Origin of the sequence: Atopomonas hussainii (genome assembly GCF_900109735.1) — a bacterium.
In the GTDB taxonomy this organism is placed as follows: domain Bacteria; phylum Pseudomonadota; class Gammaproteobacteria; order Pseudomonadales; family Pseudomonadaceae; genus Atopomonas; species Atopomonas hussainii.
In genome coordinates, this window is the sequence record NZ_FOAS01000003.1 from 264,807 (window position 1) to 278,958 (window position 14,152).

The following is a 14,152-nucleotide window of genomic DNA, read 5'->3' on the forward strand; positions in this document are numbered from 1 at the left end:
CTCACTTCACCTCGGGCGGGGTGCTAAAGGTGTGGTACGGCGCCGGTGACGGCACGCTCCACTCCAACCCTTCAGCGCCATCCCACGGTTTAGCCGGCGCGGGCTTACCGCCACGAATGCACTTGATAACGATAAACAGGAACAGCAACTGACTGGCGCCGAAGGTAAAGGCACCGATCGAGCTGATCATGTTGAAGTCAGCAAACTGCAGGTTGTAGTCCGGGATTCGCCGCGGCATGCCGGCCAACCCCACAAAGTGCATAGGGAAGAAGGCCAAGTTCATGCCGATAAAGCTCATCCAGAAGTGCGTTTTCGCCAGTACTTCGTCGTACATATGGCCGGTCCACTTGGGCAGCCAGAAGTACGCCGAGGCGAAGATGCCAAAGATCGCGCCCGGCACCAGCACGTAATGGAAGTGCGCCACCACAAAGTAGGTGTCGTGGTATTGGAAGTCCGCCGGAGCAATCGCCAGCATCAGGCCGGAGAAACCACCGATGGTGAACAGGATGACAAACGCCACGGCAAACAGCATGGGCGCCTCGAAGGTCATCGAGCCGCGCCACATGGTGCTCACCCAGTTAAACACCTTCACCCCAGTGGGCACGGCGATCAGCATGGTGGCGTACATAAAGAACAGCTCGCCGGTGAGCGGAATGCCCACAGTGAACATGTGGTGCGCCCAGACGATAAACGACAGGAAGGCAATCGACGCCGTGGCGTAGACCATCGAGGTGTAACCAAACAGCGGCTTACGCGCAAAGGCCGGGATGATCGCACTGACCGCACCGAACGCCGGCAGGATCATGATGTACACCTCAGGGTGGCCGAAGAACCAGAACACATGCTGGAACAACACCGGATCACCGCCACCGGCCGCACTAAAGAAGCTGGTGCCGAAGTGGATGTCCATCAGCATCATGGTCACGCAACCGGCCAACACCGGCATCACTGCAATCAACAAGAAGGCGGTGATCAGCCAAGTCCAGACGAACAAGGGCATTTTCATCAAGGTCATGCCCGGTGCGCGCAGGTTGAGGATGGTCGCCACCACGTTGATCGCGCCCATGATTGAGCTAACGCCCATCAAGTGCACACCGAAGATAAAGAAGGTCACCGACTCCGGCGCATAAGTGGTGGACAGCGGCGCGTAGAAGGTCCAGCCGAAGTTCGGCCCACCGGCCTCAGTGAACAAGGTCGAGAGCAGAATCCCGAAGGCCGCAGGCAACAGCCAGAAGCTGAAGTTGTTCATCCGCGGCAGGGCCATGTCTGGCGCGCCGATCATCAGCGGAATCATCCAGTTGGCGAGGCCGACAAACGCTGGCATCACCGCACCGAACACCATGATCAAACCGTGCATGGTGGTCATCTGGTTGAAAAATTCGGGCTCAACAATCTGCATGCCCGGCTGGAACAGCTCGGCGCGGATCACCATCGCCATGCTGCCGCCGACTAAAAACATGATGAAGCTGAACCACAAATACATGCTGCCGATGTCTTTATGGTTCGTGGTTAATACCCAGCGCATCAGCCCTTTGGCGGGGCCGTGATGGTGGTCGTGCCCGGCATGGGCGGTGTGGTCTATGACGGCACTCATGTCGGTCTCCTTATTCCTGCGCCTGCTTGAACTTGACCACGTCTTGCGGGGTCAGCATGTCACCCACGGCATTGCCCCAGGCATTACGCTCGTAAGTGATGATCGCGGCGATATCCACTTCAGACAGCTGCTTACCGTAAGCGGCCATGGAGGTGCCGGGCTTGCCGTTGAAGACGATATCCAAGTGCCCTTCGATGGCACCGGTGGCAATCGGCGAGCCTTTCAGCGCGGGGAACAGCGGCGGCATGCCTTCACCGGTGGGCTGGTGACAAGCAGCGCAGTTGCCTTGATAGGCTTTTTCGCCGCGCGCCATCAGTTCTTCCATGCTCCACTCTTTGCTGGTCAGCTCACGCAGGGCGATGGCGGCTTGTTTCTTTTCATCCAGCCAGGCGGCGTAGTCTTCTTGGCTTTTCACCTCGACCACCACGGGCATAAAGCCGTGGTCTTTACCGCACAGCTCGGCGCACTGGCCGCGGTAGATGCCGGGCTTGTCGACCTTGGTCCAGCTCTCGTTGATAAAGCCGGGGATGGCGTCTTTCTTCACCGCCAAATCTGGCACCCACCAGGCGTGAATCACATCGGCGGAGGTGATCAAGAAGCGCACTTTTTTGCCGGCGGGAATCACCAAGGGCTCGTCCACTTCCAGCAGGTAGTGTTCGCCCTTTTCATCTTTATTAGCGATTTGCGCGGCAGGGGTACTTAAGTTGCTGAAGAACTCGACGTCTTCGCCTAAGTACTTGTATTGCCACTTCCACTGGTAGCCGGTGATTTGGATATCCAAATCGGCCTCGCTAGCGTCGTAGATATCAATCAGAGTTTTGGTCGCCGGAATGGCCATCAGCACCAGAATGATCAGCGGCACTAACGTCCAGAGGATTTCCACCGTGGTGCTTTCGTGGAAATGCGCGGGCTGCTGCCCTGTCGAGCGGCGGTGGACCAGCATGGAAAAAAACATCACGCCGAACACCACCACGCCGATCACGACGCAGATCCAGAAAATAATCATGTGCAGATCGAAAACGTTCTGGCTGACCTCAGTCACGCCAGGCCGCATGTTGACGGCCCACTCCGCCTGCGCTGAAAGACTGGCGCAAAGCAAGAGCAGCCCTGTGAGCACAGAGCGTCGAAACATCTCGGGTTCCCCTATCTTTCTTGTTGTATGCCCGCCGGTTAAACGTGCTGGCTCGGGGTTCGGTGGCAATACGGCCTGCTCGAGAGCTTTGTCGCCGAGACCTCGGTTCCCTGCCTGATCTAACCTGCTGGGTCCCAATGGGTACGCGTTTCGACTTTGAGTATAGACAGGGTTTGCAGTGTGGCAATTTGTCGCAGCGTGAATTTATCCGCCGGCGCAAAAGCGCCGATCTAGCGCCTTTTGCCGGCAAATCCTCAAGCTAACCAGCAGAAAATGAAGCGTTTATGACTAAGCGTTCTAAGCATTTCCAAGCAGCTGTACTAAGTTAGAGAGCGACAGATTCACTCCGGGGGGAGCTATGTCAAACACCAACATTAAGCAACTCATCGAGCAGGCGCGCGACTACGAAGCGCACACCGGCGAACTGAGGCGCTACCTCAATGAACAGCTTGCACAACTACATCCGAGCATTCAGGGCCAAAGCGGCGACCAACTCGCCAGCCTGATGCACTTTGTCGACCAATACATTGCGCATGTACCGGAGTTTCTCGACGCAGCCTGCACGGTGGCCGTCGAATCGGGCCTGACGGAAACCGTCATGCCGTTACTGCGCGCCGCGGAATACTTCTTCCTTGAGCCGCCGCCACAACTCGAAGGCCATCGCGGTTTGGATGCCTTGCTCGACGAGGCCTATCTGGCGCATCGCTTTGTGGAGGAAATCAACGACTGTTACATGACCCACTTTGGTCAACCGCTGATCCCGATGGATTTGACGGTGGCCAATCTGATCGCTCACCAGCTGATCGGCGAACCCTTCGCCAATGAACTGGACGAGCTGGTGCACACCGCTGCATTGCACCAATTTGCCAGCTCGCGCTTTGATATCGACAACTTAGAAGCCTACAAAGCACACCTTAACGACCCCAAAGTGAAAGCCGCTTGGCGCCGCTGGCCGTGCTTCTCGGCAGAGCTGGGTGTTGAGCTAAATTGGGGGATGCTCGCCCACGCCTGTTAGGAAACGCTGATTGAATGCCTGCACGACCCAATCACTGCGTTGTGCGGTGCTCGCAAACTCACCTACCACTAGGTATGCCTCGTTTGCTGCGCGCCGTACGCCTTGTGCTTGATCCGTTCGGCGATTAAGTCAGCGCTTCCTTTGCTGACCGATCCGCTTTAACGCCTCGGCTACAGCAAGTTCAATTGCTGTCCGGGTGGGCAAAACTGGTGGCAGTCGAGGGCATAGCCCTCGCGCCGGTTGAGGCCCAAACGCTGGCAAGCCTTGCTAAAGCGCTGCGCCAGCAACTCAGCAAACACCCCTTCACCGCGCATACGCGCACCAAAGCGACTGTCGTAGTCGCGCCCGCCACGGCACTGGCGAATCACACTCAGCACATGCGCCGCCTTTAGCGGGTAATGCTCTGCCAGCCACGCGGTAAATAGCGGCGCCACCTCGTGCGGCAAGCGCAGCAACATATAAGCGGCCTGCGTAACGCCCGCTTGCTGCGCCTCGGCCAGCAGCGCCTCTAACTCGTGATCGTTTAATGCAGGAATCATCGGCGCGCACAGCACACCCACCGGCACGCCCGCTGCGGTTAATGCTCGAATCACCTTTAACCGCGCCGCGGGGCTGGCGGTACGCGGCTCCATGCGTCGTTTCAGCGTATCGTCCAGCGTGGTTAGGCTGATCATCACGTGCACTAAATTAGCCTGTGCCAACGGCACCAGCAGATCCAGATCGCGCAAGATCAACGCACCTTTAGTGACAATCGTCAGCGGATGCCGGTATTTGAGCAGAATCTCCAGCGTGCGCCGGGTGAGTTTCTGCTCCCGCTCCAGCGGCTGGTAAGGGTCGGTATTACTGCCCAGATTGATCGGCGAACAGACATAGCCCGGCGCCTGCAACTCACGCTCTAGGCAAGCAGCCAGATTGCTCTTGGCGATCAGCTTGGTCTCGAAATCCAGCCCCGGCGACCAGTCCCAATAGGCGTGGCTGGGCCGCGCATAACAATAAATGCAGCCATGCTCACAACCGCGATAGGGGTTGATCGACTGGCTAAACGGTAAATCCGGCGACTGGTTACGGCTAATCACCGTACGCGCGCGCTCGTAACGCACCTCGGTGGGCCGAGCCGATGGCACTTCTGCCTGATACCAGTCGTCATCCTCACGCGTGCTGCTGCACGGCGCAAAACGGTTCGCCGGCTGTAGTAACGTCCCCCGCGCGGCGCGTTTACCGGCCATCGTTAAACCCTCAAAACTGTATGCATAAACAGTATCAAGTTTTCCGCCCGACGCACCAGCCTTGCCGACGAGCAACGCGCCGCCGAAGATAGCCCCATGACCGACACTGCCGACCTTATCGCCCGAGTGCGAGCCTGCCAGCTGTGCGCCGCCCACCTACCCCTAGGGCCACGCCCGGTGCTGCAATTTGCCCCCGAGGCGCGCATTTTGATTGCCGGGCAAGCGCCGGGCGTTCGCGTGCACCGCTCCGGTATCCCCTTCGACGACCCCAGCGGCGTACGATTACGCGAGTGGCTGGGCATCGACAGCGCGACCTTCTACGACGCTCAGCAAATCGCCTTATTGCCCATGGGCTTTTGCTACCCCGGCACGGGCGCCAGCGGCGACTTGCCACCGCGCCGCGAATGCGCCGAACAGTGGCGCGGCGAGTTGCTCGCCCGCTTTAACGACCTGCAACTGACCATCCTGCTCGGCAACTACGCCATCGCCTATCACTTAGGCCGGCACAGCACACTCACCGACACAGTGCGTGCCTGGCAGCAACACTGGCCACAACTGATTGCCCTGCCCCATCCCAGCCCGCGCAATAACCGCTGGCTGGCGCGTAACCCGTGGTTTGCCAGCGAGGTGATCCCCGCCCTGCAGCACCGGGTCGCACAGGTGCTTAAGGGCAACACGACGGGAACTTAGCCCCACGCGGCCAGTCTGTTTAGCGCGCATGCGATATGCTTGCGCCTTTGTTTAATTTCACAACCCCTCAAGGAGCCTGCCTTGCCCCGGTTGTCCTTACTGTTAGCCCTGTTGCTCGGCGTTGCCAGCAGCCTGAGCCACGCCGCCACCGCGGCGAAAACCCACGAATTCCTCCTCGCCAACGGCCTTAAAGTGCTGGTGCGCGAAGACCACCGCGCCCCGGTGGTGGTCTCGCAGCTGTGGTACAAGGTCGGCTCCAGCTACGAGCTGCCCGGCCAGAGCGGCCTGTCGCACGCCTTAGAGCACATGATGTTTAAAGGCTCGAGCAAGCTGGAACCGGGCGAGTCGTCGCGCATCCTGCGTGAGCTGGGCGCCGAGGAAAACGCCTTTACCAGCAGCGACTTCACCGCCTACTACCAAGTGCTGTCCAGCGACCGCTTGGCCATCGCGCTGGAGATGGAAGCCGACCGCATGGCCACCCTGCGCCTGCCGGCCGATGAATTCGCTAAAGAAATCGAGGTAATTAAAGAAGAACGCCGCCTACGCACCGACGACAACCCCAACCGTCTGGCCTATGAGCGCTTTCTCACCCTCGCCTACCCGGCCAGCAGCTACCGCATCCCCACGGTGGGCTGGATGGATGACCTAAAGCGTATGCAGATCGGCGAGCTGCGCGACTGGTATCAGCAGTGGTACGCACCGAACAACGCCACCCTGGTGGTGGTCGGTGATGTGCAGGCCGAACAGGTGAAAGCGCTGGCCGAGCGCTTCTTCGGGCCGATTCCCGCCCGCGCTATTCCTCCCGCCAAGCGCCCGCTAGAGCTGGCCGAACCCGGCGAGCGTTTTCTTACCCTGCACGTGCGCACGCAGCTGCCCAGCGTGCTGTTGGGCTTTAACGTGCCCAGCCTGGCCACCGCAGCAAACCCCAGCGATGCTCACGCCCTGCGCCTGACCAGCGCGCTGCTGGATGGCGGCTACAGCTCGCGCATCCCCACCCGCTTGGAGCGCGAGCAAGAGCTGATCGCCGGTGGCGGCAGTAGCTACGACGCCTTTAAGCGTGGCGACAGCCTGTTCACCTTAAGCGCCGTGCCCAATGTGCAAAAACAGCGCACCTTGGCCGACGTTGAAGCCGGCCTGTGGGCCGAACTGGATGCCCTCAAACAAAACCCGCCAAGCACTGAAGAACTGACCCGCGTACGCGCCCAAGTGATTGCCGGGCTGGTTTACGAGCGCGACTCGATCACTAGCCAAGCCATGACCTTAGGCTCGCTGGAGACCGTTGGCCTGTCGTGGACCTTGATGGACGAAGACCTTGCCGCGCTGGAGGCCGTCACCCCGGCCGATATCCAGCGCGTCGCGCAAACCTATTTCACCCGTTCGCGCCTGACCCGCGCGCATGTCTTGCCGGAGCACGAGGCCAGCCATGACTAAACCCCGTTTTGACCTAATCGGCCTGTTCGCCTTCCTGTTACTGGCCTTCGTGATGGGCGTGATGCTCAGCGAAAGCTTCGAGCAGCCCGCTGCCGAGAACGCTGAAAAACCCAGCCTGAGCACTCTGAGCGAGCTTGAGCACACCGCTCCGGCCCCACGCGCGCTGGATATTCAGCGCTGGAGCACCGAACAAGGCCTGCGCGTGCTGTTTATGCCCGCGCCAGAGCTGCCGATGCTCGATGTGCGCTTAACCTTTAACGCTGGCTCGGCGCGTGATGGCGACCAGCCGGGGCTGGCCATGCTCACCAACGGCATGCTTAACGAAGGCACCGGCACGCTGGACACCACCGCCATCGCCGCCGGGTTTGAAGACCTCGGCGCGCAGTTTAGCAATGGCGCCTACCGCGACATGGCCATCGCCAGTCTGCGCACGCTAAGCGCCGCTGAGCAGCGCGAGCCGGCACTGGCTTTGTTCCGCCAAGTGGTCGCCACGCCGAGCTCTCCCGCCGATGCCTTGGCGCGGTTAAAAAACCAAGTGCTGGCCGGGTTTGAATACGACAAACAAAACCCCGGCAAACAAGCCAATCAGGCCTTCTTCAAAGCCTTGTATGGCGAGCACCCTTACGCGCATAACAGCGATGGCACCCCAGCGAGCATCAGCGCGCTGACGGCCGACCACCTGCGCGCCTTCCATCAACGCGCTTACAGCGCCGGCAACGCCGTGCTGGTGATGGTCGGCGATATCAGCCGCAGCACCGCCGAACAAATCGCCACTGAGCTAGCCACCGCGCTGCCGCAAGGCCCTGCCCTGCCAGCGCTGGCGCAACCGAGCAAACCCACCCCCGGCAATCAGCATATCGAGTTCCCCAGTCAGCAAACCCACCTGCTGATCGGCGAGCTGGGCGTATCGCGTAGCGATGCCGACTACCCAGCGGTGTATCTGGGCAACCAGATTCTCGGTGGCGGCGGCTTCGGCACCCGCTTGATGGAAGAAGTACGCGAGAAGCGCGGTCTCACCTATGGCATCTACTCCGGCTTTAGCCCCATGCAAGCGCGCGGGCCGTTTATGATCAGCGTGCAAACCCGCGCCAACCAAAGCGCTGGCACGCTAGAACTGATCCAACAACTGCTGCGCGACTACGTGGCCGAAGGCCCCACGCAAGCCGAGCTGGACGCCGCCAAGCGCGAGCTGGCCGGCAGCTATCCGCTGTCTAACGCCAGCAATGCCGACATCCTCGGCCAACTGGCGGTGATTGGCTTCTACGACTTACCCAGCGATCACCTGCAGCGCTTTATGCAGCAAGTGCAGGCACTGAGTCGTGAAGAGGTGCGCGACGCCTTGCAGCGCCAGCTGAAGGTGGATGATTTGCTCGTCGTCACGCTCGGCCCCACGGTCGAGCAGCAGCCGATCCCCGCCCCCGGCAGCCAAACCCTGCCTGCGCCCAGCAGCACTCCGGAGCATTGATGAAGTCGCCGCGTAATCGTCCTAAACCCCGCCCCAGCGCCACCAACGAAGGCGGGCAACTGCGCATTATCGGCGGGCAATGGCGCAGTCGCCGCTTGAGCTTTCCCGCCGTGCCGGGGCTGCGGCCCACGCCGGATCGCGTGCGCGAAACCCTGTTTAACTGGCTAACCGGCGAAGTGGAAGGCGCGCGCGTGCTCGACCCCTTCGCGGGCAGCGGCGCGCTGCTGCTGGAAGCCCTATCGCGCGGCGCCAGCAGCGGCTTAGGCTTCGACGCCAGCAGTGCGGCAGTAGCCAGCCTGCGCAGCCATTTAGCCTTGCTGAAAGCCGATAACGGCGAGATTCGCCAAGGCGATGCGCTGGCCTTGCTCAGCCAAGCGCCAGCGACAACCTATGATCTGGTGCTGCTCGACCCGCCGTTTCACCAAGACTTGTTGGTTAAGGCCTGTGAGCTATTGGAGCAACACAACTGGCTCAACCTGCGCGCGTGGATTTACTGCGAAAGCGAGCAGGCGCCGTCGAGCCTCGGCCTGCCCACCCACTGGCGCCTGCACCGCGAGAAACAAGCCGGGCAGGTGCACTACTCGCTGTGGCAGCGTCAGGCGTAATCGTACGGGCCGCCCTTAGCCAACGCGCGCTGATAAGCCGGGCGCGCCTGCATGCGGCGCACGTACTCGGCAATATGCGGTAGCTCGGCGGCCAATGCCGAACGGTGCATGGCCGCCTCCAGCGGGAAGCTCATCTGAAAGTCGGCAATGCTCAGCTGCTCACCGGCAAACCAGGTGTGTTTAGCCAAGTGCGCATCCACATAACGCAGGTTGTTGCTCACATTCGGCTCCACAAACGCCTTCATCACCTGATCGGCAATGCCTTTGGCAATCGGGCGGATAAAAAACGGCATGGGCGCAGTTTTGATCTTCTGGAACACCAGCGACATGACCAAAAACGGCATCAGCGAACCCTCGGCATAGTGCAGCCAATAACGCGCCTGCTGCGCCGCCTCGCCGGGTGCGGCTTGCAGCTGCGGGCCGTAACGTTCGATCAGGTGCTCGAGAATCACCGCCGACTCGGCAACGATCTGCCCGTCGTCATCCAATAGCGGCGACTTACCCAGCGGGTGCACGGCTTTGAGGCTTGCTGGCGCCAGATTGGTCTTCGGGTCGCGCTGGTGATGGGTGATGGTGTAGGGAACTTCCAACTCCTCGAGCAGCCACAGCACGCGCTGCGAGCGGGAGTTGTTCAAGTGATGCACGGTCAGCATGGGGCAGGTGTCCTTGGCTAAAACAGCTTGAGTACGCCACGCGGCAAGCTCTGCCAAGCACTATTGATGACACGCATAATGCTTGGCGGCGGCAGCGGCATTGGTTAGGGTCTGCGCTCGGCTTACCCAACCGAGCCAGCCTTGCCTGTTTACGCGGATACCCTGCCCCATGCCAGCGCCGATTGCCCCGCACTTTCCATCGGACCTTGCCACGCCCTTTAGCCCGGCTTGGTGGTTACCCGGCGCGCACCTGCAAACCCTCTACGGCCCGCTGCTACGCCGTCGTCCCAGCTTGCTGCGCCAGCGCGAGCGCTTGTGGCTGGCCGATGGCGACTTTCTCGATTTGGACTGGCAGCACACGCCGGATAACGACCCCAGCCTGCCGTTAACCGTGCTGCTGCACGGCTTAACCGGCTCGTCCGACTCGCACTATGTGCTGGGTTTACAACAAGCGCTGGCCGCGCAAGGCTGGCCGAGCGTGGCGGTGAACTGGCGCGGCTGCTCTGGCGAGGTCAACCGGCTGCCGCGCAGCTATCACTCCGGCGCCAGCGACGATCTGACTGAGGTGCTCAGCCACCTTGCTGCTAAATGGCCGCTCGGCCCGCGCTACGCGGTGGGCTATTCGTTAGGCGGCAATGTGCTGCTCAAATACTTGGGCGAGCACGGCAGCGGCGCACTGCTGCAGGCCGCCGTGGCGGTGTCGGTGCCATACCGCCTCGACCACTGCGCGACGCGCATCAACCAAGGCTTTTCTAAGGTCTACCAAAAGCACTTCATGGACGAGATGCTCGCCTACCTCAACGCCAAGCTCGGCGACTACGCCAGCCGCGGGCAGCTCGCGGAACACCAACAACTGGCGCGCCTTGGCCGCCGCGACGACGTACACACCTTCTGGGACTACGACGACCGTTTCACCGCGCCGCTGCACGGCTATGCCGACGTGCACGACTACTACCGCCGCGCCTCCAGCCGCTTTTATCTGGGCGAGATTCGCGTACCGACCCTGCTGATCCAGGCCGAAGACGACCCCTTCGTGTTCCGCCACAGCCTGCCCGAAGCCCACGAGTTGTCGCCCAGCACCACCCAGGAATGGCACCGCCACGGCGGGCATGTGGGGTTTGTCGAGACACGCGGGTTTTATTTAGAGCGGCGCATTCCGCAGTGGTTGGCGGCGGTTTATCGCCGCGCGTAGCACTGATCCGCGAGGTGCCCCACCGACCTTGGCTGGCTAATCGATTTTTGGCGTAAACCCTCTGCCCTGACTACAACTGTAATAGCCAAGAGGTGGTACTCGGCAAAGGAACTGCATGTGCATCGTGTGCGTGAAAACTCTTTTGCATAGGGCTCTGGCATCGCCATCAACTTATGCAATGGAAGGAATCACATGACTCTCTCACTCAAGACCGCCAGTGGTCTAACGGCTGCCTTAGGGTGTGCTGCGCTAGTCAGCCTACCCCAGCAAGCACTGGCTCTGAACGTGATCATCAACTCGGTTCAGGTGAACGCCAACTGCGAACTCACCGTGACCGGCAGCGTTCAATACACCCGTAAGGTCCCCGCTACAGCCGTGACATTTGACTACCTCCCCCCCAACCAAGGCGCGGAGATACGCTTAGCCACCATCCCTTTACAAGCCAACGGTGCCTACCAGTGGGTCGGAATGATTCCTGGATATAGCGCTATTCCCAGCGGTGGCCGCGTTAAAGTGGTGACCAATCGGCAGGTCAATCGCAAAGCCTATGTGTCTGCGTGCACGCCGCCCACGGCACAAACCATGCTCAACTTTGCCAGCCTGACCAACAGCGGCATCTACACCAGCTACAGCCAAGCGGGTTACACCGTGACACCGGCGGTGAACGGCGCCGCCTGCCCCAGTCACCAAGAATGCCTGCTGGGCAGCAGCTTCGGCTTAGCCAATAACGCCAAAGGCGCTTACATCTTGGGCAACAGCCCAAGTTTTAGCCTAACCCGTGACAGCGGCAACTTTCGCCTCAAGTCTTTAGTGCTGCGCAACACCTCACCCACTATTGGCGCTCAATCGGTGATCTTTACCGGCCACTTAGCCAGTGGCGGCACTGTGACCTACACAGCCACAACGTATGCCCAAACGCTCGACTACAAGACCTTTGACTTTCCCGACAACTTCACAGGGCTCACAAGCGTCACGTGGCCGACGGCACAAACCGTAGTGGCTGATATTGTGCTGGAGTAACACAGCCTCGACGGCCTAAAGCAGCTCAGCAGTTAAAGCCGCCTTGCCGAGCGAGACGGCTTTACGCTGCGCCTGAGCTAAGTGTGGTACTGGCACGTGCAAATGTTCTGTTGCCGCATCGCTAAGTTGCGCCTGCTGCCTAGTGATGCGGCTTACAAACCAAGCGCTGCGCAAAGCGTTGACACCTTGAAAACGCGTTTTCAACCCGCATGTCTTAACCAAGACAAAATGCAGGGACGCCTCCATGCCGCACTACCAGCTCGCGCAAATCAACATCGCTCGCGCTAAAGCGCCGCTCGACAGCCCGGTGATGCATGGCTTCACCAGCCGCATTGAGGCCGTCAACGCCCTCGCCGAAAGCCGCGACGGGTTTATTTGGCGACTGCAAACCGAGGCAGGCGATGCCACTAGCCTGCGGGTATTTCCTGATCCGCAAATCATCGTCAATCTGTCCGTCTGGCGGGATGTCGAATCCCTCAAAGCCTTTGTGTTTAGTGGCGAGCATTTGCAGCTGTTGCAAAACAAAAAGGCCTGGTTCGACAAACTGGCCACGCCCTCTTTAGCGCTGTGGTGGGTGCCTGCCGGGCATCAGCCAAGCCTTGAGGAAGCTCAACAAGCGCTGCAGGACATTGCAGAGTTTGGCAGCAGCCCTCGTGCATTTAGCATCGCCCAGCCCATGCCGCAGCCACAGCTCAACCCCGCCTAATCCCTCGACAAGGACGCCACCATGCCCACGAAAAAAATCGCCCTGATCCTCGGCCACCCTGACCGCGACAGTTTTTGCGGTGCGATTGCCGATACCTATGTGCAAAACGCCCAAGCCGCCGGGCATGAGGTGCGCAGTTTTTACTTAGGCGAATTGGAGTTCGACCCCATCCTGCGCCACGGCTATCGGCAGCGGCAGACCTTGGAGCCAGCGCTGGAGCAAGTGCAGCAGGCGCTCAGCTGGGCCGAGCATGTGGTGTTGGTGTACCCGGTGTGGTGGGGTTCGATGCCGGCGCTGCTCAAGGGCCTGTTCGACCGCGTGCTGCTGCCGGGCTTTGCGTTTAAATACCGGCAAAACTCATCGCTGTGGGACAAGCTGCTCAGCGGCCGCACTGGGCAGGCGTTTATCACCATGGATACGCCGCGCTGGTTCTTCCGCTGGGTGTACAAGATGCCGGCGCACCACCAGCTAAAGAAAACCATTTTGGAGTTCTGCGGCATTCGCCCGGTGCGCATCGACACCTTCGCGCCGCTACGCGACGCCGACGATGGCAAACGCCAGCAGTGGCTCACGCAGGTCGCGCAGCGTGCCAAGCAGCTGAGCTAAGCGTGATCCGGCGATTACCCCTCCAAGGCTGGCCGCCTTCGCCAATGGCGGGCAGTCTTGGCAATCACTCAAGGGCACGATTGACTCTATTTTTTGCCTAACAACTGCCCAGATTGAGGACCTTTCTTTTCATAAATCGCCACAGCAAGGGCTATCAAGAAAGAAACAAACCAAAAATAAGCCCCCAACTCCAAGTGAACCACCTTAAAAGAACGACCTTCATCAGGGTAATAATATATTGGCAAGATAAAAGTTAACGAGCCGAAGCCAACAGCCGCAACTGCAGAACCGAGAGTCTTTTTTCCAGCCCATAGACATGCCATGCAGTAAAAGTAAAAAAGGTTGGCGTACCACCGAACATCTAGCACTAACAGCCCTAGCCAGCCAACCATCAAGATTTCTATTCCTCTCGATGAGGACGAACCATAGTCAAATACATTCAGCGGCAAGGACAGCGCATAAAAAACCAAGCTAAGGAAACGCTGATTTATTAAGCCTCACACCAGCACCAGTGCCGATTCGCAGCGCAAAATCAGAAAACCAGCTCGATTCCCCGCATGACTAGCGCCTTTTGGCGTTAGCGCAGCCTCCGTAGAGGCCATTTCCCGTCAGCAAGACGGATTTATCCCGTGAGCACGCATCAAATGTCGCTTGGATAGCAGCAAATTCGCGAAGCCAAACAGGCTGAACAGCTGCGCCGTGTTTTTCGTCAGACCGCGATAGCGCGTTTTGCGGTAATGAAACAGATTTTTAACCACGTGAAAGGGATGCTCGACTTTGGCGCGCACTTTGGCTTTCAGGCGTTCTATTTGCTCTT

The 14,152-nt window shown here is 59.8% G+C and carries 15 protein-coding genes; 9 read left to right on the top strand and 6 right to left on the bottom strand.

Features of this window, described 5'->3' with window-relative positions; all coding sequences use genetic code 11:
- Window position 1: 1 nt before the first annotated feature.
- On the bottom strand, window positions 2–1,594 hold the full coding sequence (gene ctaD, locus BMX80_RS04310) for a cytochrome c oxidase subunit I (RefSeq protein ID WP_071873336.1): 1,593 nt from the start codon (window positions 1,592–1,594) through the stop codon (window positions 2–4).
- Window positions 1,595–1,604: 10 nt separating this feature from the next.
- A complete protein-coding gene (gene coxB, locus BMX80_RS04315) occupies window positions 1,605–2,726 on the bottom strand; it encodes a cytochrome c oxidase subunit II (protein ID WP_074865509.1) in 1,122 nt (373 codons plus the stop codon).
- Between the two features lie 358 nt (window positions 2,727–3,084).
- Between coxB and BMX80_RS04320 the strand changes: the two genes are divergently transcribed.
- Window positions 3,085–3,741, top strand: coding sequence for a hypothetical protein (locus BMX80_RS04320; protein ID WP_074865512.1), 657 nt, complete (start codon window positions 3,085–3,087; stop codon window positions 3,739–3,741).
- A gap of 170 nt (window positions 3,742–3,911) precedes the next feature.
- Here the strand turns inward: BMX80_RS04320 and BMX80_RS04325 are convergent, their stop codons facing one another.
- Window positions 3,912–4,967 carry a PA0069 family radical SAM protein gene (locus tag BMX80_RS04325; protein WP_074865515.1) on the bottom strand — a complete coding sequence of 352 codons (1,056 nt, stop codon included), beginning with the start codon at window positions 4,965–4,967 and terminating at the stop codon, window positions 3,912–3,914.
- A 96-nt stretch (window positions 4,968–5,063) separates the two neighbouring features.
- Between BMX80_RS04325 and BMX80_RS04330 the strand changes: the two genes are divergently transcribed.
- From BMX80_RS04330 to rsmD, 4 genes are all read left to right on the top strand, one after another.
- A complete protein-coding gene (locus tag BMX80_RS04330) occupies window positions 5,064–5,657 on the top strand; it encodes a uracil-DNA glycosylase family protein (protein ID WP_074865518.1) in 594 nt (197 codons plus the stop codon).
- 99 nt (window positions 5,658–5,756) lie between these two features.
- Window positions 5,757–7,088 carry a M16 family metallopeptidase gene (locus BMX80_RS04335; RefSeq protein WP_235821602.1) on the top strand — a complete coding sequence of 444 codons (1,332 nt, stop codon included), beginning with the start codon at window positions 5,757–5,759 and terminating at the stop codon, window positions 7,086–7,088.
- Window positions 7,081–8,553 (top strand): M16 family metallopeptidase, encoded by a 1,473-nt coding sequence (locus BMX80_RS04340; protein ID WP_074865525.1) that lies wholly within the window; start codon window positions 7,081–7,083, stop codon window positions 8,551–8,553. Before BMX80_RS04335 ends, BMX80_RS04340 begins: the two co-directional genes overlap by 8 nt.
- Entirely contained in the window at window positions 8,553–9,158 is a 606-nt protein-coding gene (gene rsmD, locus BMX80_RS04345) for a 16S rRNA (guanine(966)-N(2))-methyltransferase RsmD (RefSeq protein WP_074865529.1), read from the top strand. Before BMX80_RS04340 ends, rsmD begins: the two co-directional genes overlap by 1 nt.
- Here rsmD and BMX80_RS04350 read toward each other — a convergent pair.
- Window positions 9,149–9,811 (bottom strand): glutathione S-transferase, encoded by a 663-nt coding sequence (locus tag BMX80_RS04350; protein ID WP_074865532.1) that lies wholly within the window; start codon window positions 9,809–9,811, stop codon window positions 9,149–9,151. The genes rsmD and BMX80_RS04350 overlap by 10 nt on opposite strands.
- Before the next feature lie 169 nt (window positions 9,812–9,980).
- On the opposite strand from BMX80_RS04350, the gene BMX80_RS04355 reads away from it, so the two are divergent.
- From BMX80_RS04355 to BMX80_RS04375, 4 genes are all read left to right on the top strand, one after another.
- Entirely contained in the window at window positions 9,981–11,003 is a 1,023-nt protein-coding gene (locus tag BMX80_RS04355; RefSeq protein WP_074865535.1) for a hydrolase, read from the top strand.
- A 192-nt stretch (window positions 11,004–11,195) separates the two neighbouring features.
- The gene (locus tag BMX80_RS04360) at window positions 11,196–12,023 is read left to right on the top strand and encodes a hypothetical protein (RefSeq protein ID WP_074865538.1); all 828 of its coding nucleotides are present in this window, start codon (window positions 11,196–11,198) and stop codon (window positions 12,021–12,023) included.
- A gap of 244 nt (window positions 12,024–12,267) precedes the next feature.
- Entirely contained in the window at window positions 12,268–12,729 is a 462-nt protein-coding gene (locus BMX80_RS04370) for a DUF3291 domain-containing protein (RefSeq protein WP_074865543.1), read from the top strand.
- A 21-nt stretch (window positions 12,730–12,750) separates the two neighbouring features.
- Window positions 12,751–13,335 (top strand): NAD(P)H-dependent oxidoreductase, encoded by a 585-nt coding sequence (locus tag BMX80_RS04375; RefSeq protein ID WP_074865546.1) that lies wholly within the window; start codon window positions 12,751–12,753, stop codon window positions 13,333–13,335.
- An 86-nt stretch (window positions 13,336–13,421) separates the two neighbouring features.
- Here BMX80_RS04375 and BMX80_RS04380 read toward each other — a convergent pair whose 3' ends face one another.
- A complete protein-coding gene (locus BMX80_RS04380; protein WP_139214016.1) occupies window positions 13,422–13,784 on the bottom strand; it encodes a hypothetical protein in 363 nt (120 codons plus the stop codon).
- Window positions 13,785–13,943: 159 nt separating this feature from the next.
- Window positions 13,944–14,152 (bottom strand): transposase (locus BMX80_RS04385; protein ID WP_139214006.1); only part of this gene is annotated, 209 nt, incomplete at its 5' end.

What these genes read in the sequence shown, in the direction of transcription:
- BMX80_RS04330 (WP_074865518.1), top strand. Translation starts at nt 5,064, where the DNA reads ATGACCGACACTGCCGACCTTATCGCCCGAGTGCGAGCCTGCCAGCTG.
- rsmD (WP_074865529.1), top strand. Translation starts at nt 8,553, where the DNA reads ATGAAGTCGCCGCGTAATCGTCCTAAACCCCGCCCCAGCGCCACCAAC.
- BMX80_RS04355 (WP_074865535.1), top strand. Translation starts at nt 9,981, where the DNA reads ATGCCAGCGCCGATTGCCCCGCACTTTCCATCGGACCTTGCCACGCCC.
- BMX80_RS04320 (WP_074865512.1), top strand. Translation starts at nt 3,085, where the DNA reads ATGTCAAACACCAACATTAAGCAACTCATCGAGCAGGCGCGCGACTAC.
- BMX80_RS04325 (WP_074865515.1), bottom strand. Translation starts at nt 4,967, where the DNA reads ATGGCCGGTAAACGCGCCGCGCGGGGGACGTTACTACAGCCGGCGAAC.
- coxB (WP_074865509.1), bottom strand. Translation starts at nt 2,726, where the DNA reads ATGTTTCGACGCTCTGTGCTCACAGGGCTGCTCTTGCTTTGCGCCAGT.
- BMX80_RS04375 (WP_074865546.1), top strand. Translation starts at nt 12,751, where the DNA reads ATGCCCACGAAAAAAATCGCCCTGATCCTCGGCCACCCTGACCGCGAC.
- BMX80_RS04350 (WP_074865532.1), bottom strand. Translation starts at nt 9,811, where the DNA reads ATGCTGACCGTGCATCACTTGAACAACTCCCGCTCGCAGCGCGTGCTG.
- BMX80_RS04340 (WP_074865525.1), top strand. Translation starts at nt 7,081, where the DNA reads ATGACTAAACCCCGTTTTGACCTAATCGGCCTGTTCGCCTTCCTGTTA.
- BMX80_RS04370 (WP_074865543.1), top strand. Translation starts at nt 12,268, where the DNA reads ATGCCGCACTACCAGCTCGCGCAAATCAACATCGCTCGCGCTAAAGCG.
- BMX80_RS04360 (WP_074865538.1), top strand. Translation starts at nt 11,196, where the DNA reads ATGACTCTCTCACTCAAGACCGCCAGTGGTCTAACGGCTGCCTTAGGG.
- ctaD (WP_071873336.1), bottom strand. Translation starts at nt 1,594, where the DNA reads ATGAGTGCCGTCATAGACCACACCGCCCATGCCGGGCACGACCACCAT.